Here is a 16,841-nt window from a genome sequence, read left to right on the forward strand (position 1 = left end):
CCGATGAGCCGAGGGCGCATCGCCGTGATCGGCGCCGGCGCCTGGGGCACGGCGCTGGCGCAGAGCTTCGCCGCGGCCGGGCACCCCGTCACGCTGTGGGCGCGCGACCCGGACCGCGCCGCGGCGATGCAGGACAGCCGCGAGAACGCGGCCTATCTGCCGGGCATCGCGCTGCATCCGGGGATCACGGTCACCGCCGACCTCGCCGCGGCGGAGGGGCTGCGCGTCGTGGCCGTGCCGGCGCAGCATCTGCGCGCGATCCTGGAGCGGTTGCAGCCGCGCCAGGGGCCGCTGGTGATCACCGCCAAGGGCATCGAGACCGCGACCGGTTTGTTCATGGACCAGATCGCCGCCGAGGCTCGGCCGGAGGCGGCGCCGGCGCTGCTGTCCGGCCCCAGCTTCGCCGCGGAGGTGGCGCGCGGCCTGCCGACCGCGCTGACCCTGGCCTGCGCCGATGCCGAGACCGGCGCGGCGCTGGCCCGCAGCCTCGGACACAAGGTGCTGCGCCTCTATTGGAGCGAGGATCTGCGCGGCGTCGCGCTCGGCGGCGCGCTGAAGAACGTGCTGGCGATCGCCGCCGGCATCGTCACCGGCCGGGGCCTGGGCGAGAACGCCCGGGCGGCGCTGGTCACCCGCGGCCTCGCCGAGATGATGCGGCTCGGCGCCGGCCTCGGTGCGCGGCCGGAGACGCTGATGGGCCTGTCGGGCCTCGGCGACCTGCTGCTGACCGCCTGCAGCGCCACCAGCCGCAACACCTCGCTCGGCATCGCGCTGGGGCAGGGCAGGCCGCTGGCGGAGATCCTGGGCGAGCGCCGCTCGGTCACCGAAGGGGTGTGGACCGCGGCGGCGGCGGCGCGGCTGGCGGCCCGGGCGGGCGTCGAGGCGCCGGTGATCGCCGCGGTCGACGCGGTGCTGAACCGCGGCGCCGCGATCGACACCGCCATCGCCGGCCTGCTGCTGCGCCCGGCCAGGCGCGAGGCCTGACCTGGAACTGCCCGGCCGTTTCCGCTAGCGTCGCCAGCATCCAGCGTATCGGAGGGTTCGTCCTTGCAGTTCTCGATCGTCACCGTCGACCGGCCGGACGGGCTGGAGATCCGCCTCGCCAACCGGCCGGCGCATCTCGCCTATCTCGAGGCCAATGCCGCGCGCATCATCGCGGCCGGCCCGCATCTTTCGGCCGACGGTCAGACCATGATCGGCAGCCTGCTGCTGATCGAGGCGGCGGACCGGGCGGAGGCGGAACGCTTCGTCGCCGAGGACCCGTTCAGCAAGGCAGGGCTGCCGGCCAGCGTCACCATCACCCCTTGGCGCCGCGTCTATCCGAAGGGCTGAGCCATGAAGCACTGGCTGGTCAAGTCCGAGCCCTTCAAATGGAGCTGGGACCATATGGTCAAGGCCAAGCGCACCCATTGGGACGGGGTGCGGAATTACCAGGCCTCGAACAACCTGAAGGCGATGAAGATCGGCGACCAGGCGTTCTTCTACCACTCCAACGAAGGGTTGGAGATCGTCGGCATCGTCGAGGTTGTGCGTGAATACTATCCGGACCCGAGCGACGAGAGCGGCCGCTTCGGCATGGTCGACGTGCAGGCCTCGCGGCCGCTGAAGACCCCGGTCACGCTGAAGCAGATGAAGACCGACCCGGCCCTGTCCGGCCTCGCCCTGATCCGCCAGGGGCGGCTGTCGGTCAGCCCGGTCAGTGATGCCGAGTGGAAGCACATCTGCAAGCTCGGCGGCGTTGATCCGAAGTGAGCGGCCCGGCCGCCCACGCTCACGTCTGGACGGCTGAGGTCGCCGAGGACGACGCCGTGTTCGAGGCCTGCCGGCCGCTGCTGACTGCGGCCGAGAGGGCGCGGGCCGCGCGCTTCGTGATGCCGGGCGACCGCCGCCGCTTCGCCGCCGCCCGGGCGCTGATGCGCCGGCTGCTGCAGGACATGACCGGGATCCCGGCCGGGGAGTGGGACTTCGCGATCGGCGACCACGGCAAGCCGCTGGTCTGCCGGCCGGAGGCGGGGCGGTCGATCGGCATCAACATCTCGCACGCCGAGGGCATGGTCGCCTGCGCCGCGGCCCCCGGCACCCTGATCGGCGTCGATCTCGAATGGGTCGACCGGGTGGTCGAGCCGCGCATCGCCGACCGCCGCTTCGCCGCGGCGGAGGCGGCGGCGGTGCGGGCGGTGCCGGCGAACCGCCGCCGCGAGGCCTTCCTGAGCATCTGGACGGTGAAGGAGGCCTATGTGAAGGCGCTGGGCGGCGGCCTGACCATCGCGCTCGACAGCTTCGTCGTGGAGGCGCTGTCGGAGCGGCCGGTGGTCCGCTTCCTCGACCCCGCCGTGGACGGCGCCGCCTGGCATTTCCGGCAGTGGCGGCCATCGCCGCGGCACCTGCTGGGGCTGGCGCTGCGCCGGCCCGAGGGGGAGCCGGTCATCGCGGTCCGGCACGTCGCCCTGACGCCCTGACGGCCGGCGTGGGCTCGGGCGGGCCGGGCAGGATCTCGCGCAGATAGGCGGCGATGCCGTAGTGCTGCTCCCACTGGTAGGGGTAGCCCAGCGACACCTCCTCGAACCGGGTCGCGTCGCGCCAGTCGCTGTGGCGGACATGCAGGTGGCCGCTGACGGCGACGGTGGCGCGGAAGCGCCGGTGCCAGTCCTCGGTCAGCACCGTGCCGCACCAGGGGCTGAAGCGCGGAATGCGCGGGATGCGCACCAGGTCGCGGCGCAGCGGATAGTGGTTGACCAGCACTGTCGGCAGCCCGGCCGGCAGCGCCGACAAACGTCGGGCGGTCGCCTCGATCCGGGCCCGGCACCAGTCCTGCCGCGTCGGATAGGGGTCGGGGTACAGCAGCAGCTCGTCGGCGCAGACGGCGCTTTCCTCCGCCGCCCAGGCCACCACCTCCTCGATCGGCAGGTCGGGCGGGCGGAAGCTGTAGTCGTACAGCAGGAACAGCGGGACGATGACGTGCTCGCCGCCCGGGCCGGTCCAGATCGGATAGGGATCCTCGGGCGTGGCCACGCCGTGGCGCCGGGCCAGCGCGACCATCGCTTCGTAGCGCTCGACCCCGCGCGGGGCGGCGGGGCTGCGGGCGCGGGTCCACAGCTCGTGATTCCCCGGCACCCAGATCAGCTTCGCGAACTTCCCGCCGAGCACCGCGAAGGCGCGGGCCAGCCCGTCCGCCGACTCGGCGATGTCGCCGGCCAGGATCAGCCAGTCCTCGGGATGGCCGGGCACGGCCTCCAGCCGCTCGAAGCTGGCGTCGGAGGCGAGGTGCAGGTCGCTGATGGCAAGCAGGCGCATGGGGGCAGCTTGGCTGCTCGCGCGCCGCGTGGCCAGCCGGCTTGCACCGGGTGCTGCGTGACGGTCCGTCAGCGGGGCCGGCGGCGCTCGGCGAAATGCCGCTCGGCGCGGGCCTCGGCATAGCGGCGGTCGGCCTGGGCCTTGACCTCGGGCCAGCGCAGCGCGGCCTCGGCGCTGCTCATCTTGCCGTAGAGCGACATATAGGCCTCGTGGTGCAGCAGCGTGCGCGGCTTCTCGGTCGCCTGCCAGGCCTCCAGATGCCAGGGCTCGCCGGCATCCTCGAGCGCGCCGGTCGAGGCGTAGATCCGCGCCTCGATCCGGCTGCCGTCGGCCAGGGCCACGGTCACCGCCTCCAGCGCGTAGTCGTCGCTCTCGAAGAACTGCATCCGGTCCATCTCGGCCTCGGTGAAGCCGTCGACCAGCAGGCCGTCGACCCGGCCGTCCGGATGCGGCACCAGGATCGGATAGCTCTCGCCCTTCACCTTCCGGCGCTGCCGGCCCAGCAGGGACGCCGGCTGGGTCGTGAATTCCGTCATCGGCCGGCCGATCACCAGCGCGAACAGGTCGGGATCCTGGAGGGTGCCGAAAAAGAACAGGCGCATCGGTCGTTTCCCTTCCCGGACCGGGCGGCTTCGACGGCTCCCGCCGACTGCCCGTCGTTGTGGTGACGCGAGGGAGGCGCAATTTGATCCCGCTGCGCCGAAAGTCAAGGTGATTCAGATGAAATTCCTGGGCCTGCCAATCAGGCGTTTTGTCTGCTTTATCAGGGTGTTTGACAGTTTTTCTGTGATCTCGTGCAAATCAGTTATATAGATTTATGTCGCGACCGGCACGGCCGCAGCAACGACTTTGGGGGCAACGGATGTTTCAGGAATTCAAGACCTTCATTGCCCGGGGCAATGTGATCGACTTGGCCGTTGGCATCATCATGGGCGCGGCCTTTACCACCATCGTGAACTCGCTGGTGAACGACATCATCATGCCGCCGATCGGCGTGCTGCTCGGGGGGGTCGATTTCTCCGAATACTACATCAACCTGTCCGGCACGAGCTATCCGAACCTGGCCGCGGCGAAGGCGGCCGGCGCCGCGACGATCAACTACGGTGTCTTCATCAACGCCGTGATCAACTTCCTGATCGTCGCCTTCGCCGTGTTCATCCTGGTGAAGCAGGTGAACCGCTTCTACCGGAAGCCCGAGGCGGCGCCGGCCGCCCCGCCGCGCAGCGAAGTGCTGCTGGAGGAGATCCGCGACGCCATCAAGGCGCGGAACTGACCCGTACAGCCTTCCCTTGCCTGTCATTGCCGGGCTTGACCCGGCAATGGCAAGGGGTGGGGACCGTCAATAGGCGATCCGGATCTCGACCCGCCGGTCACCGACGCTGACGGCCGGCAGGGCGCCGGCCTCGCCATGCGCCTCGACCCGGCGGATCAGGGCCGGCGAGACGCCGTCCTGCTGCAGGGCGACGACCACCGCCTCCGCCCGCTTGGCCGACAGCTCCTGGTTGGCGTCCTTCGGCCCGGCGGCGCCGGCGAAGCCGTCGACGGCGATCGATTTCGCGTTCCAGTTCTTCGCTTCGGCCGCCGCCGAGGCGATCAGCTTCCGGGCGTCCGGGGTCAGCTCGGCGCTGTCCTTGGGGAAGAAGATGGCGTAGGCGCCGCCCTGCTTCGGGGCGCAGGCGGCGATGGCGAGGACGGGAAGCAGGGCCAGGAGCGCACGACGGCTTGCAATCGGCATGATCGAACCTGTTCGCGTTTGTCGTTGGTCGGGATTCTTTACCTGACCTGACCTCCCGATAGAAGCGGTTCCGCTTCGCTTCGTTGTGAAAGCCGTCTCAGCCCGTCCTGCCGGCTGCCTCGATCGCGCCGCGGGCCAGCAGCGCATCCAGCAGCGCCGCCGCCGCCGGATCGGCCCAGGCCGCCTTGGCCTGCTCGGCCGACAGCCGGCCGTCGCCGCACAGCCGCAGCGCCGCCTCGGCGGCTGCCCCGGCCGGGGCCGGATGCGCTTCGCCGTCGGCGAACAGGGTGACACCGGCGCCGTCGCGGACGAAGGCCAGGCGGCTGCCGATCGCCCGGCGCAGCGCCCCGGTCGGGCGGCGCTTGCGCGGCGGCGGCTCGCGCTCCTCCTTCGGCTCGGTCAGCAGGCCACCCAGCCAGCCGGCCAGGAAGCGGCGGTCGTCCAGCCTTTCGGCGAGATACGCGCGCACCCGCTCGATCGCCTCGTCCGGGATCTCTGCGGGGTGGACCGGCGGGGTCAGGTCCGGATCGGAATAGCGCCGCTCCTCGTCCTCGGCATCGGCCACGGCGGCGGCGAAGCGGCCGGCCAGCTCGGCCACGCTCGGCGCCCGGAAGCCGATCGAGAAGGTCAGGCAGTCGTCCTCGGCGACGCCGTCATGGGCCCAGCCCGGCGGCAGGTACAGCATGTCGCCCGGCTCCAGCACCCACTCCTCCGCCGGCTCGAACTCGGCCAGCAGCTTCAACGGCTGGTCCGGCACCCAGACGGGCCGGATCTCGGCGGCGCCGCCGATCCGCCAGCGCCGGCGGCCGAGGCCCTGCAGCAGGAACACGTCGTACTGGTCGACATGGGCGCCGACGCCGCCGCCCGGCGGGGCGTAGCTGACCATGACGTCGTCGAGGCGCCAGTCGGGCACGAAGCGGAAGCGCTCGCGCAGCGCCGCCACCTCCGGCTCCCAGAGGTCGACGCCCTGGACAAGGAGGGTCCAGTCCTTGGCCGGCAGCCTGCCGAAATCGGCCTCGTCGAACGGCCCGTGCCGCACCGACCACTTGCCGCGGCGCCGGGTGATCAGGCGGCTCTCGACTCCGTCCTCGCAGGCGAGGCCCGCCAGCTCGTCCGGGGTGATCGGGCTGGTCCAGCCCGGGATCGCCTGGCGGATCAGCAGCGGCGCCTTCTGCCAGTGGCGGGCCAGGAAGTCGGCGGCGGACAGGCCGCCGAGCAGGGGATCGGTCATGGATGCCGCGATGTTGCTCGAGAAACGACGGCGCGCACTCTACCGGGTCGATCCGCGCTCGCCCAGCGGCGCCTCCGGCGTGCTAGCATCGCCGCAACGAGACACCGGAGGATGTCATGAGCGCGAATGATCCCGTCGTTATCGCGGGTGCGGCCCGCACCCCGATGGGCGGCTTCCAGGGCGAGCTGAAGGACGTGCGCGCGCCGCAGCTCGGCGCCGTCGCCATCGGCGCGGCGCTGCAGCGCGCGGGCCTTGCCGCCGATCAGGTCGAGGAGGTGGTGATGGGCTGCGTGCTGCCGGCCGGGCTCGGCCAGGCCCCGGCGCGCCAGGCCGCCCGCGGCGCCGGCCTGCCCGACGCGGTGCCCTGCACCACGGTCAACAAGATGTGTGGCTCCGGCATGAAGGCGGTGATGCAGATCCATGACGCGATCGCCGCCGGCTCGATCGGCATCGGCGTCGCGGGCGGTCTGGAGAGCATGACCAACGCGCCCTATCTGCTGGACCGCGCCCGCGGCGGCTATCGCATGGGCCACGGCCGGGTGCTGGACCACATGTTCCTCGACGGGCTCGAGGACGCCTATGAGCCCGGCCGGCTGATGGGCACCTATGCCGAGGACACGGCGCAGCACTATCAGTTCACCCGCGAGCAGCAGGACCGCTTCGCGCTGGCCAGCCTGGAGCGGGCGCGCAAGGCATCGGAGGACGGCACCTTCGCCCGCGAGATCGCGGCGGTGACGGTGAAGGGCCGCGGCGGCGACGTCACCGCCGCGACCGACGAGCAGCCGCGCACCGCCCGGCCGGACAAGATCCCGACTCTGAAGCCCGCCTTCCGCCCGGACGGCACGGTGACGGCGGCCAACTCCAGCTCGATCTCCGACGGCGGCGCGGCGCTGGTGCTGCTGCGCCGGTCGGAGGCGGAGAAGCGCGGCCTGCCGGTGCTGGCGCAGATCGTCGGCCACGCCAGCCACGCGCGGGCGCCGGCCTGGTTCACCACCGCGCCGATCGGGGCGATCGAGACGCTGTTCGCGAAGACCGGCTGGTCGACGAAGGATGTCGACCTGTTCGAGATCAACGAGGCCTTCGCCGTGGTCACCATGGCGGCGATGCGCGACCTCGACCTGCCGCATGACAAGGTCAATGTCCATGGCGGCGCCTGCGCGCTCGGCCATCCGGTCGGCGCGTCGGGAGCGCGGATCATCGTCACCCTGTTGAATGCGCTGGAGACCCACGGCCTCAAGCGCGGCGTCGCGGCGCTCTGCATCGGCGGCGGCGAGGCGACGGCGGTGGCGATCGAGCGGGTGGCGGCATAGCCGGTGGGCCCGCCGGAACGAGAGGACAGGACGATGACAGAGAAAAAGCGGATCGGCGTGGTCGGGCTCGGCTCGATGGGGGCGGCGATGGCGACGCGCCTGCTCGACCAGGGCTGGCCGGTCGCGGTGTGGAACCGCAGCGCGGGGGCGGAAGAGCCGCTGCTGGCCAAGGGCGCGGTGCGGGCGGCGACGCCGGCCGAGGCCGCGGCCGACGGCATCGTCCTCTCGATGGTCGCGGAGGACGCGGCCCTGAAGAGCGTGACCACCGGCGACAGCGGCATCCTCTCGGGCCTCGGCCAGGGCGGCGTGCATCTGTCGATGAGCACGGTCAGCCCGGCGATCGCCGCCGATCTCGCGGCCGCGCATGCGACGGCCGGGTCGGCCTATGTCGCGGCGCCGGTCTTCGGCCGGCCGCCGGCGGCAGGATCGGGCCAGCTCTGGATCGCCGTTTCCGGCCCCGCCGCGGCCAAGGAGGCCGTGCGGCCGGTGCTGGAGACGCTGGGCCAGGCGGTGCACGACTTCGGCGAGGCGCCGGAGGCGGCGAACGTCGTCAAGATCGGCGGCAACTTCATGATCGCGGCGGCGATCGAGGCGATGGCCGAGACCTTCACCCTGCTGGAGAAGCACGGCGTCTCCGCCCGCCAGGCGCATGAGCTGTATTCCAGCTCGATCTTCGCCGCGCCGATCTACAGGAACTACGGCGGCTTCATCGTCGACAAGCAGTTCTCGCCGCCCGGCTTCCGCATGCCGCTCGGGCTCAAGGATGTCGGGCTGGCGATGGCGGCCGGGGAGAAGGCGGGCGTGCCGCTGCCCTTCGCCGCGGTGCTGCGCGAGCGCTTCATCGGCTCGATCGCCCGCGGCCGCGGCGACCTCGACTGGACCGCGATCGCCCTCGACGCGGCGGAGGCGGCGGGGATGAAGGTGGATTGAGGCGCAGACGCATCCCTCCCTCGCCGTCATTGCGAGGAGGCGAAGCCGACGAAGCAATCCAGGGCGGCTCGCACTGGCCCCTGGATTGCTTCGCTGCGCTCGCAATGACGCTCTGTCTTACTCTGTAACCGGCTCGGCCACCCGGTGCTGGCGGCGCCACAGCGCGGCATAGAGCCCGTTCCGGGCCAGCAGCGCCGTGTGGCTGCCGCGCTCGGCGATGCGGCCGTGGTCCAGCACCAGGATCTCGTCGGCATCGACCACGGTCGACAGCCGGTGGGCGATGATCAGGGTCGAGGTGCCGCGCGACGCCTCGGCCAGGCGGCCCTGGATCGCCTGTTCGGTGGCACTGTCCAGCGATGATGTCGCCTCATCGAAGATGAACAGCCGCGGCCGCTTCAGCACGGCGCGGGCGATGGCGACGCGCTGCTTCTCGCCGCCCGACAGCTTCAGCCCGCGCTCGCCGACCCGCGTGTCCCAGCCGTCCGGCAGCCCGGCGACGAAGCGGTCCAGCTGGGCGATCCGCGCCGCCGCCTCGACCTCCTCCCGCGTCGCGTCGGGCCGGCCGAAGACCAGGTTGTCGAACAGCGTCTCGTTCAGCAGCACCGTGTCCTGCGGCACCACGGCAATAGCAGCGCGCAGGGAGGCCTGGGTGACGTCGCGCAGGTCGTGGCCGTCGATCAGGATCCGGCCGGCGGCCGGATCGTAGAAGCGGAACAGCAGCCGGGCGATGGTCGACTTGCCGGCGCCCGAGGCGCCGACCACCGCCACCGTTCGCCCGGCCGGCAGGGTGAAGCTGACGTCGCGCAGGATCGGCCGGCGCGGATCGTAGGCGAAGGAGACGTGCTCAAAGACCAGCGCGCCGCGGCCGGGTGGCAGCGGCACCGCGCCGGGCGCATCCGTCACCTCGGGCGTCTCGTCCAGCAGAGCGAACATCTGCTCGACCGACCCCAGCGAGTTGCGGATCACCCGGTACAGGCGGCTCAGCTGCTCCAGCGGCCGGGCCAGGCGGACGAAATAGGTGTTCAGCAGCACCAGGTCGCCGACCGACATCGTGCCGGCCTGCACCGCTTGGCCGCCGAGGATCAGCAGGATGGCGAGGCCGAGGCTCAGCACCGTCATCTGGGCGATGCCGTTCAGGCTGCGCAGCGCCAGGCCGCGCGCCGCCAGCCGCTCCACCTCCTCCAGCCGCTCGTCGTAGCGGCGGCCGATCGCCCCTTCCGCGCCGAAATACTTCACCGTCTCGTAGTTGATCAGGCTGTCGATGGCGACCGCATGGGCGCTGCTGCTCTCCCGGTTCATGGTCCGGATCGTGGTCCGCAGGCTGTCGGCGCCCAGCGTCATCGCCCAGGCGAAGGCGGCCAGGGTGGCGGCGGTGACCAGGGCGTAGAAGGGCGGCAGATGCGCCAGCAGGATGGCGCAGGTGGCGGCGATCTCGATCAGCAGCGGCAGGATGCGGAAGGCGACGTCGTAGATCAGCTCGCGGATGCCGGAGAGGCCGCGGCCCAGGTCCTCGCTGACCGCGCCGGTGCGGCGGCCCAGATGGAAGCGCAGCGACAGCCCGTGCAGATGGCTGAAGAAGGTGCGGCTCAGCCGCCGCACCAGCCGGTGCTCGATCGGGCCGTAGGCGGCGTATTGCAGCTCGCCCAGGATGCGCCCGATCCAGGACGCGACGGCGTAGGCCGAGATGATGCCCAGCGCCCCGACCGCCCAGGTGTTCGCCTTCCCGGCATAGGCGTCGATCGCCAGCGAGAACAGCAGCGGCACCAGCGCCACGGCGAAGGAGGACAGGAACACCAGGGCGACGCAGGCCAGGATGCGCAGCCGCACGCCCCAGCTTTCGCCGCGCCACAGATAGGGCATGACCCGCCCCAGCGTGGCCAGGTCGCCGCGTGCGCTGTGGTCCCCCCGGGGCGGTGTCATCGACATGGGCCGGACTCGCGTCGTCAATGTCCCATCCTAATACACGGCCGGCACCGGCATCCCGTCGCCATCGCGCTTGCCGTGGCGATCGAATCATGTAACTTTCAAAGTTACATGAAGCGCAGCGAACGCCTTTCCGCCGCCCTCCACGTGCTGGTGCACATGGCCGAGCGGCCCGACGCGGCCATGACCTCGGCCGAGATGGCGGCCTTCGTCGGCACCAACCCCGTGGTGATCCGGCGCGGCTTCGCCGGGCTGCGCGAGGCCGGCATCGTCACCTCGGTCAAGGGACACGGCGGCGGCTGGCGCCTGGCGCGGCCGCCGGACGCGGTCACCCTGGCCGAGATCCAGCACGCCCTCGGCGAGCGGGTGGTCTCGCTCGCGGCGTTCGAGGTCCCCCAGCCGACCTGCCTGATCCTGCGGGCGGTGACCGCCGCGCTGGACGAGGCGATGCAGGAGGCCGAACGCGCTCTCGACCGGCGCCTCGCGACCCTGACCCTGGCCGACCTCGCGGCCGATGCCCGCCGGCTCAACGCCGGCGGCGACCACCCTCACGGAGATCCGCATCATGGTTCATGACGTCATCGTGGTCGGCGGCAGCTACGCCGGCCTGTCCGCGGCGATGCAGCTGGCCCGCGCCCGCCGCCGGGTGCTGGTGATCGATGCCGGCCGGCCGCGCAACCGCTTCGCCGCCGCGGCGCACGGCTTCCTCGGCCAGGACGGCAAGCCGCCGCTGGCGATCCAGCAGGAGGCCGCGCGGCAGCTTCGCGCCTATCCGACGGTGGCGTTCGTCGAGGGTGAGGCCGTGGCGGCCCGCCGGACCGAAGGGGGTTTCGCCGTGGCCCTGGCCAGTGGCCGCGAGGAGGTGGCGTCCTGCCTGATCCTGGCCATCGGTGTGGCCGACGAGCTGCCGCCGGTGCCGGGGCTGCAGGAGCGATGGGGCGCCACGGTGCTGCACTGCCCCTACTGCCATGGCTACGAGGTCGCCGGCCGGCCCCTCGGCGTCCTGGCCAACCACCCGCTGTCGGCCCATCAGGCCGCGATGCTGCCCGACTGGGGCCCGACCACCCACTTCACCCAGGGCGTGTTCGAGCCGGACGCCGAGCAGGCGGCGCATCTGGCCGCCCGCGGCGTGCGGATCGAGCGCAGCCCGATCGTGGAGCTGCTGGGCACCGCGCCGGCACTCGAGGCCGTGCGGCTGGCCGACGGCCGGATCGTGGCGGTTGCCGCCCTGTTCACCGCGGCGAAGACGCGCATGGCCAGCCCGCTGGCGGAGCAGCTCGGCTGCGCCGTCGACGACGGCCCGACCGGGCCCTGCCTGCGCGTCGACGACTTCAAGCAGACGACGGTCCGTGGGGTCTTCGCCGCGGGCGACGCGGCGAACCCGATGCACAACGCCACCCTGGCCTCGGCCTCGGGCGTGATGGCGGGGGTGTGCGCCCACCGGTCACTGATGGGGATGGCGGCGTAGGATATCCGGTCGACAGCACGGCCGGGCTAAGCGAGGCTGTGCCCGGCCGGGAGGAGAGCAGGATGCCGTCGCCGATCGAGTTCTATTTCGACTTCGCCAGCCCCTATGGCTATCTCGGCGCCACGCAGATCGACGCGCTGGCCGCGCGCCACGGCCGCGAGGTGCGGTGGAAGCCGGTGCTGCTGGGGCCGATCATGAAGCAGATCGGCACCCAGCCGATCCGCACTCTGCCGGTGCGCGGGCCGTATCTGGAGCGCGATGCGGCGCGCTTCGCCGCCTTCCTCGGCGTGCCGTTCACCCTGCCGGCGCAATGGCCGATCGCGGCGCTGGCGCCGTCCCGCGCGGTGTGGTGGCTGGCCGATGCCCGGCCGGCGCTGGCGCACGACCTCGCCGTCGCCCTCTACGCCGCGCATTGGGGCCGCGGCGAGGACATCGCCGCGCCGGAGGCGGTGGTCCGCATCGCCGCCGGGCTCGGCCTCGACGAGGCGGAGACCGCGGCGGCGATCCAACGGCCGGAGGTGAAGGACCGGCTGCGGGCGGAGACCGAGGCGGCGCTGCAGAAGGGCGTGTTCGGCTCGCCCTTCTTCCTGCTGGACGGCGAGGGCTTCTGGGGCGCCGACCGGCTGGACCAGCTGGAATGGCGCCTTGGGGGCAGCCCTCGCGCCGCCGCCGGCTGACTACCTCACCTTCTCCGGCTTGTAATACTCCGGCGCCCAGCCCTTGCCGTTCCAGCGGAACAGCCGGTTACCGTCGACCAGCAGGTCGCGCTTGCCGCCGGTGTAGCTCGGCGCCAGGGCGAAGTCGCGCGCCTTGCCGTCGGCCACCGGGGTCAGCGACTGCGAGCCCTCGGCCAGGATCTCCCAGGGGCAGCCGTTGTCGTCGCAGTGCTTGGCATCGTTCCAGAACACGATCACGTCCGGGGTCAGCTGCCCGGGCTTCTCGTCCAGCTCCATCTCCGCCACCTGGAACGGCGCGTCGCGCCAGTTGATCACCGCCGGCGACACCATCGGCGCGTAGCGCGCCTCCAGCAGCGGGATCAGCCGGTCGGGGATCGGGTCCAGCCAGCGCAGGGGCGGCGGCGGGCTGGCCGGGGCGGGCGCGGTCGGCGTCGCGGCGGCGGTGTCGGTCTGGGGCGCGGCGGCGCCGGCATCGGTCGCGGCCGGCGCCGTGGCCGGCGCGACCGGGGTCGGCGCGCTCGGCGTGGCGGCGACGGGCCGGCCGCCGCTGGCCAGATGGGCCACCGTCTCCAGAGTCAGCCCGTTGTTCGGCGACGGGATGTTGTTCTTCTGCTGGTAATCCCGCACCGCCGCCAGGGTGCGCTGCCCGGCCACGCCGTCGACGCGGCCCAGCCGGTAGCCCTGTCCGTTCAGGGCGCCCTGCACCGCGCCGATCTCGGCCCGGTCGTATTCGATCGCGGCGTTGTCGAAGACATAGGCGCCGGCGATGCGGGGCGCGCCGTCGCAGTTCTGCGGCAGCGCGTTGCTCGTCTCGACCGTGGCGCCGCGGCCGTCGAAGTGGATCGCCAGGTTGGCGCCACTGTTGCTGGTCCAGGTGATGGTGTCGCCCACCGGCTTCGCCATGCCGGACATCAGGCACACGCCGCCGCGGCTGGAGCGGTGCAGCAGGAAGGCGACGTTGCCGTCCCGCGCCGGCTCGACCAGCAGGCGGATCGGTGCGCCGCCGCTGGCGACATAGGTGCCGGGCTCGATGGTGGCGGCGGCGGCAATGCCCGCCCAGCCGGCGGTCGCCGCCAGGCAGGCCAGGGCAAGGGGTGAACGCATCTAAGGCTCTCCCGTATCGTTCGGTCGCGTGCGAAACGCCTGCGGCGCAGGTCGGGTTCCGATTCCGCGCGGGATGACGGCGGCGGCGCGATCGGCTAAACCGCCACACCCCCTTGGAAGATGACCGCGATGTCCGAGACTCGAATCGTCAAGCCCCAGCCGATCAGCGGCTTCCCGGAATGGCTGCCGGAGGAGAAGCTGGTCGAGGACCGCATCCTGCGCATCATCCGCGAGGAGTATGAGCGCTACGGCTTCACCCCGATCGAGACGGCGGCGGTGGAGCGGCGCGAGATCCTGACCGCCAAGGGCATCGTCGAGAAGGAGATCTACGCCCTGTCCCGCCTGGCGGCGGGGGAGGGGGAGGATCCCTCGACCGACATGGCGCTGCATTTCGACCTGACCGTGCCGACGGCGCGCTACGTGGCGCAGAACGCGGCGCGGCTGACCTTCCCGTTCCGGCGCTACCAGATCCAGAAGGTGTGGCGCGGCGAGCGGCCCCAGGCCGGTCGGTTCCGGGAATTCTACCAGGCCGATATCGACGTCATCGGCAACGGCACGCTGGGCTTCCTGGCCGATGCCGAGATCCCCTGCGTGATCAATGCCATCTTCTCGCGCATCGGCATCGGCGAATTCGTCATCCGCATCAACAACCGCAAGCTGCTGCAGGGCTATCTGGCCGACCAGGGGCTGTCGGCCGAGGGCGTGGGGGCAGCGCTCAAGGTGATCGATGCGATCGAGAAGGTCAGCCGCGAGCGCACCATCGCCGACCTGTCCGCCCAGGCCGGCATCGACGCGGCCGCGGCGGAGCGGATCGTCGACCTGGTCACCCGGCCGGTGACGATCGACGACCTGCGCGCGATCGAGGGCGGCGAGCTCTATCGCGAGGGGCTGGACGAGCTCGGCCAAGTGGCCGACGGCCTCGCCGCCTTCCAGGTGCCGGCGCATCGCTGGCGCATCGACCTCGCCATCGTCCGCGGCCTCGACTACTACACCGGCACGGTCTACGAGACCCAGCTGGTGGCGAACCCCGAGGTCGGCAGCATCTGCTCCGGCGGCCGCTACGAGGATCTGGCCAGCAACTACACCCGGCAGAAGCTGCCGGGCGTCGGCATCTCGATCGGCGTCACCCGCCTGCTGTCGCGCCTGTTCGACGCCGGCCTCCTGAAGCCCGGTGCCGCCACCCCGGCCCCGGTGCTGGTGACGGTGATGGACCGGGCGCAGCTGCCCTATTATCTCGGCGTGGCGACGATGCTGCGCGCCGGCGGCATCGCGACCGAGCTGTTCACCGAAGGGAAGAAGGTCGGCGACCAGCTGAAATACGCCGACAAGAAGGGCTTCCGCTTGGCCGTGATCGCCGGCGAGACCGAGATCGCCGCCGGCACGGCGGTGCTGAAGGACCTGGTCTCGGGCGAGCAGCAGACCCATCCGCAGGGCGATCTGGTCGAAGCCGTGCGGCGGGTTTTGGCGGGGTAGGAGGCTGATGGAGGCCAGGTCTCCCCTTCCGTTCCTCGGTCCCCGTTCATCAGGGCCATGCTCAATCTTGTCCCCCCTCCCCTTGCGGGAGGGGGGAAGGGGGAGGGGGCTGTCGAGGCCAGACTCCGGACGGTGCTCTACTGGGATCGGACCATTCCCGGTTTCCCCGCAAAGCGCCGGCTCTGGCGGTGCGAACCCCCTCCCCCTATCCCCCTCCCGCGAGGGGAGGGGGGACTCGTGGGGTTCGCGGCCGGAGGCCTGAGCCATGGAACTCCCGGCCGCGCTGCGCGCCGCGGTCGACCGGGCGCTGGAGGGCGTCAGCCTGGCCGAGCTGTCGGCCGCGGCGTCGCGGCTGTCGCAGCGCTATAGGGCAGAGCTGCGCGACGGCCGCTTCCATGTCGATGACGACCGGGCGGTGCAGGCCTATCTGGCCACAAGGCTGCCGGCCACCTATGCCGCGATCCGCGCTTGTTTGGAAGCAATCACGCTGCGGCGGCCGGACTTCGCTCCGGCAAGCCTGCTCGACGCCGGTGCCGGGCCGGGCACCGCGCTCTGGGCCGCGGCCGGGACGTGGCCGGACCTCGCCGCCGCCACCCTGCTGGAGGGCAGCGCCGCCTTTCGCGACCGGGGCGCTCGGCTGACCGAAGGGGCGGCGTTGCCGCCGGCCGAATGGCGCGCCGCCGATCTGGCCCGACCCCTGCCGGAGCTGCCGGCGCACGACCTCGTCATCCTGTCCTATGTGCTGGACGAGCTGGCGCCGGACCGGCGCGGCGCCCTGGTCGACGGGCTGTGGGCGGCGACCGGCGACGTGCTGCTGATCGTCGAGCCCGGCACCCCGGCCGGGTACCGCCGCATTCTCGATGCCCGTGACCGGCTGATCGCATCGGGCGGCCATGTCGTCGCCCCGTGCCCGCACGACCGCGCCTGCCCGCTGGTCGAGCCGGACTGGTGTCATTTCGCGCAGCGCGTCGCCCGCTCGCGCCTGCACCGCCAGGCCAAGGGCGGCGAGGTGCCGTGGGAGGACGAGAAGTTCTCCTATGTCGCGGTCTCGCGCCGCCAGGCCGCGCCGATCGCCGGCCGCGTCATCGCCCCGCCTCGCGGCGCCGGATCCCGCATCGACCTGCGGCTGTGCGCGCCGGAAGGGTTGGTCGAGCGCACGGTGACCAAGCGGGACGGCGCCCTGCTGAAGACGGCACGACGGCTTCGATGGGGCGATGCGCTGGAGGCGGAAGACAGCGGCAGCTAGGCCGGTCCGCCTACCGGCTGTTCTCCACGCGCAGCAACTCGACCGTGGGCGGCGAGGTCAGGATCTCGCTGAAGGCGTGCATCCACCGGCCCGTCTCTTCGTCGTTGCCGATCCCGTGCTCCCGGAACCGGTCGAACTGATCCAGGCTGGTCAGCTCCACCTCGAACTGCAGCGCGGCGCCGCCCTGGCCGCGGGTCAGCGGCACCAGCAGCCGGGCCCTGAGCTGGTTGCGCCGGGCGGCCTCGACCTCGCGATGAATGAATTCGATCGCGCTCTGGCGGTTGACGGGCTGAACGTCGTACGAGAAGCGGGCGATGTACATGTCGAGCCTCCTCGGAAGGGCAACTCCGGTCGGTTCTAAAAGTGACAACACTCGCATTCGGACCTGGGTCCGCCATGACATCGTCGGATCACGGCCGGCCGACACGAAGGCGTCATTGGTTTGCAACA

The 16,841-nt window shown here is 71.9% G+C and carries 19 protein-coding genes; 12 read left to right on the forward strand and 7 right to left on the reverse strand.

Translation table 11 applies throughout. The annotated features are described in order from the left end of the window. The first annotated feature begins 3 nt into the window (after positions 1-3). The 4 genes from G537_RS0120105 to G537_RS38905 all read left to right on the forward strand — a co-directional run bounded on the left by G537_RS0120105 (position 4) and on the right by G537_RS38905 (position 2,459). Positions 4-984 carry an NAD(P)H-dependent glycerol-3-phosphate dehydrogenase gene (locus G537_RS0120105; RefSeq protein ID WP_026871651.1) on the forward strand — a complete coding sequence of 327 codons (981 nt, stop codon included), beginning with the start codon at positions 4-6 and terminating at the stop codon, positions 982-984. Positions 985-1,047: 63 nt separating this feature from the next. Further along, positions 1,048-1,332: a YciI family protein gene (locus tag G537_RS0120110; protein WP_026871652.1), complete on the forward strand. Its 285-nt coding sequence runs from the start codon at positions 1,048-1,050 to the stop codon at positions 1,330-1,332. Between the two features lie 3 nt (positions 1,333-1,335). Beyond that, positions 1,336-1,752, forward strand: coding sequence for an EVE domain-containing protein (locus tag G537_RS0120115; RefSeq protein ID WP_026871653.1), 417 nt, complete (start codon positions 1,336-1,338; stop codon positions 1,750-1,752). Next, positions 1,749-2,459 carry a 4'-phosphopantetheinyl transferase family protein gene (locus tag G537_RS38905; RefSeq protein WP_051248703.1) on the forward strand — a complete coding sequence of 237 codons (711 nt, stop codon included), beginning with the start codon at positions 1,749-1,751 and terminating at the stop codon, positions 2,457-2,459. The genes G537_RS0120115 and G537_RS38905 overlap by 4 nt, the downstream gene beginning before the upstream one ends. Here the strand turns inward: G537_RS38905 and G537_RS38910 are convergent. Together G537_RS38910 and G537_RS42210 are read right to left on the reverse strand one after the other, a co-directional pair. Next, a complete protein-coding gene (locus tag G537_RS38910; RefSeq protein WP_051248705.1) occupies positions 2,425-3,294 on the reverse strand; it encodes a metallophosphoesterase family protein in 870 nt (289 codons plus the stop codon). The two genes, G537_RS38905 and G537_RS38910, sit on opposite strands and share 35 nt — an antisense overlap. 68 nt (positions 3,295-3,362) lie before the next feature. Then, on the reverse strand, positions 3,363-3,896 hold the full coding sequence (locus G537_RS42210; protein WP_051248707.1) for a gamma-glutamylcyclotransferase family protein: 534 nt from the start codon (positions 3,894-3,896) through the stop codon (positions 3,363-3,365). 260 nt (positions 3,897-4,156) lie between these two features. On the opposite strand from G537_RS42210, the gene mscL reads away from it, so the two are divergent. Beyond that, a complete protein-coding gene (mscL, locus tag G537_RS0120135; RefSeq protein ID WP_026871654.1) occupies positions 4,157-4,567 on the forward strand; it encodes a large conductance mechanosensitive channel protein MscL in 411 nt (136 codons plus the stop codon). A gap of 66 nt (positions 4,568-4,633) precedes the next feature. On the opposite strand, the gene G537_RS0120140 is transcribed toward mscL, so the two are convergent. Both G537_RS0120140 and G537_RS0120145 read right to left on the reverse strand, forming a co-directional pair. Beyond that, entirely contained in the window at positions 4,634-5,029 is a 396-nt protein-coding gene (locus G537_RS0120140; RefSeq protein WP_026871655.1) for an OmpA family protein, read from the reverse strand. A gap of 97 nt (positions 5,030-5,126) precedes the next feature. Continuing rightward, the gene (locus G537_RS0120145; RefSeq protein ID WP_034852372.1) at positions 5,127-6,260 is read right to left on the reverse strand and encodes a cupin domain-containing protein; all 1,134 of its coding nucleotides are present in this window, start codon (positions 6,258-6,260) and stop codon (positions 5,127-5,129) included. A 116-nt stretch (positions 6,261-6,376) separates the two neighbouring features. Between G537_RS0120145 and G537_RS0120150 the strand changes: the two genes are divergently transcribed. Both G537_RS0120150 and G537_RS0120155 read left to right on the forward strand, forming a co-directional pair. Next, the gene (locus tag G537_RS0120150) at positions 6,377-7,570 is read left to right on the forward strand and encodes an acetyl-CoA C-acyltransferase (RefSeq protein WP_026871657.1); all 1,194 of its coding nucleotides are present in this window, start codon (positions 6,377-6,379) and stop codon (positions 7,568-7,570) included. A 33-nt stretch (positions 7,571-7,603) separates the two neighbouring features. Further along, positions 7,604-8,500 (forward strand): NAD(P)-dependent oxidoreductase, encoded by an 897-nt coding sequence (locus G537_RS0120155; RefSeq protein ID WP_026871658.1) that lies wholly within the window; start codon positions 7,604-7,606, stop codon positions 8,498-8,500. Between the two features lie 117 nt (positions 8,501-8,617). Here the strand turns inward: G537_RS0120155 and G537_RS0120160 are convergent, their stop codons facing one another. After that, complete coding sequence (locus G537_RS0120160; RefSeq protein WP_211230440.1) at positions 8,618-10,426, reverse strand: ABCB family ABC transporter ATP-binding protein/permease; 1,809 nt, start codon at positions 10,424-10,426, stop codon at positions 8,618-8,620. Positions 10,427-10,534: 108 nt separating this feature from the next. On the opposite strand from G537_RS0120160, the gene G537_RS0120165 reads away from it, so the two are divergent. From G537_RS0120165 to G537_RS38920, 3 genes are all read left to right on the forward strand, one after another. Further along, on the forward strand, positions 10,535-10,999 hold the full coding sequence (locus G537_RS0120165) for an Rrf2 family transcriptional regulator (protein ID WP_026871660.1): 465 nt from the start codon (positions 10,535-10,537) through the stop codon (positions 10,997-10,999). Next, on the forward strand, positions 10,989-11,891 hold the full coding sequence (locus G537_RS0120170; RefSeq protein ID WP_026871661.1) for an NAD(P)/FAD-dependent oxidoreductase: 903 nt from the start codon (positions 10,989-10,991) through the stop codon (positions 11,889-11,891). Before G537_RS0120165 ends, G537_RS0120170 begins: the two co-directional genes overlap by 11 nt. Positions 11,892-11,953: 62 nt before the next feature. Beyond that, entirely contained in the window at positions 11,954-12,568 is a 615-nt protein-coding gene (locus G537_RS38920) for a 2-hydroxychromene-2-carboxylate isomerase (protein ID WP_034852374.1), read from the forward strand. Here the strand turns inward: G537_RS38920 and G537_RS0120180 are convergent, their stop codons facing one another. After that, positions 12,569-13,672: a peptidoglycan-binding domain-containing protein gene (locus tag G537_RS0120180; protein WP_026871662.1), complete on the reverse strand. Its 1,104-nt coding sequence runs from the start codon at positions 13,670-13,672 to the stop codon at positions 12,569-12,571. It lies immediately after the preceding gene. A gap of 129 nt (positions 13,673-13,801) precedes the next feature. Here G537_RS0120180 and hisS point away from each other — a divergent pair, with 129 nt between their 5' ends. After that, entirely contained in the window at positions 13,802-15,145 is a 1,344-nt protein-coding gene (hisS, locus tag G537_RS0120185; RefSeq protein ID WP_034852375.1) for a histidine--tRNA ligase, read from the forward strand. Between the two features lie 265 nt (positions 15,146-15,410). Then, positions 15,411-16,391 carry a small ribosomal subunit Rsm22 family protein gene (locus G537_RS0120190; RefSeq protein WP_026871664.1) on the forward strand — a complete coding sequence of 327 codons (981 nt, stop codon included), beginning with the start codon at positions 15,411-15,413 and terminating at the stop codon, positions 16,389-16,391. A gap of 10 nt (positions 16,392-16,401) precedes the next feature. On the opposite strand, the gene G537_RS0120195 is transcribed toward G537_RS0120190, so the two are convergent. Then, the gene (locus G537_RS0120195) at positions 16,402-16,713 is read right to left on the reverse strand and encodes a hypothetical protein (protein ID WP_026871665.1); all 312 of its coding nucleotides are present in this window, start codon (positions 16,711-16,713) and stop codon (positions 16,402-16,404) included. Between the last annotated feature and the right edge of the window lie 128 nt (positions 16,714-16,841).

It is taken from the genome of Inquilinus limosus DSM 16000, assembly GCF_000423185.1.
GTDB classification, from domain to species: Bacteria; Pseudomonadota; Alphaproteobacteria; order DSM-16000; family Inquilinaceae; genus Inquilinus; species Inquilinus limosus.

Bases quoted from the DNA above. Each gene is read 5' to 3' on its own strand.
- G537_RS0120105 (WP_026871651.1), top strand. From the start codon at position 4: ATGAGCCGAGGGCGCATCGCCGTGATCGGCGCCGGCGCCTGGGGCACG.
- G537_RS0120115 (WP_026871653.1), top strand. From the start codon at position 1,336: ATGAAGCACTGGCTGGTCAAGTCCGAGCCCTTCAAATGGAGCTGGGAC.
- G537_RS38910 (WP_051248705.1), bottom strand. From the start codon at position 3,294: ATGCGCCTGCTTGCCATCAGCGACCTGCACCTCGCCTCCGACGCCAGC.
- G537_RS42210 (WP_051248707.1), bottom strand. From the start codon at position 3,896: ATGCGCCTGTTCTTTTTCGGCACCCTCCAGGATCCCGACCTGTTCGCG.
- mscL (WP_026871654.1), top strand. From the start codon at position 4,157: ATGTTTCAGGAATTCAAGACCTTCATTGCCCGGGGCAATGTGATCGAC.
- G537_RS0120140 (WP_026871655.1), bottom strand. From the start codon at position 5,029: ATGCCGATTGCAAGCCGTCGTGCGCTCCTGGCCCTGCTTCCCGTCCTC.
- G537_RS0120145 (WP_034852372.1), bottom strand. From the start codon at position 6,260: ATGACCGATCCCCTGCTCGGCGGCCTGTCCGCCGCCGACTTCCTGGCC.
- G537_RS0120150 (WP_026871657.1), top strand. From the start codon at position 6,377: ATGAGCGCGAATGATCCCGTCGTTATCGCGGGTGCGGCCCGCACCCCG.
- G537_RS0120155 (WP_026871658.1), top strand. From the start codon at position 7,604: ATGACAGAGAAAAAGCGGATCGGCGTGGTCGGGCTCGGCTCGATGGGG.
- G537_RS0120160 (WP_211230440.1), bottom strand. From the start codon at position 10,426: ATGTCGATGACACCGCCCCGGGGGGACCACAGCGCACGCGGCGACCTG.
- G537_RS0120165 (WP_026871660.1), top strand. From the start codon at position 10,535: ATGAAGCGCAGCGAACGCCTTTCCGCCGCCCTCCACGTGCTGGTGCAC.
- G537_RS0120170 (WP_026871661.1), top strand. From the start codon at position 10,989: ATGGTTCATGACGTCATCGTGGTCGGCGGCAGCTACGCCGGCCTGTCC.
- G537_RS38920 (WP_034852374.1), top strand. From the start codon at position 11,954: ATGCCGTCGCCGATCGAGTTCTATTTCGACTTCGCCAGCCCCTATGGC.
- G537_RS0120180 (WP_026871662.1), bottom strand. From the start codon at position 13,672: ATGCGTTCACCCCTTGCCCTGGCCTGCCTGGCGGCGACCGCCGGCTGG.
- hisS (WP_034852375.1), top strand. From the start codon at position 13,802: ATGTCCGAGACTCGAATCGTCAAGCCCCAGCCGATCAGCGGCTTCCCG.
- G537_RS0120190 (WP_026871664.1), top strand. From the start codon at position 15,411: ATGGAACTCCCGGCCGCGCTGCGCGCCGCGGTCGACCGGGCGCTGGAG.
- G537_RS0120195 (WP_026871665.1), bottom strand. From the start codon at position 16,713: ATGTACATCGCCCGCTTCTCGTACGACGTTCAGCCCGTCAACCGCCAG.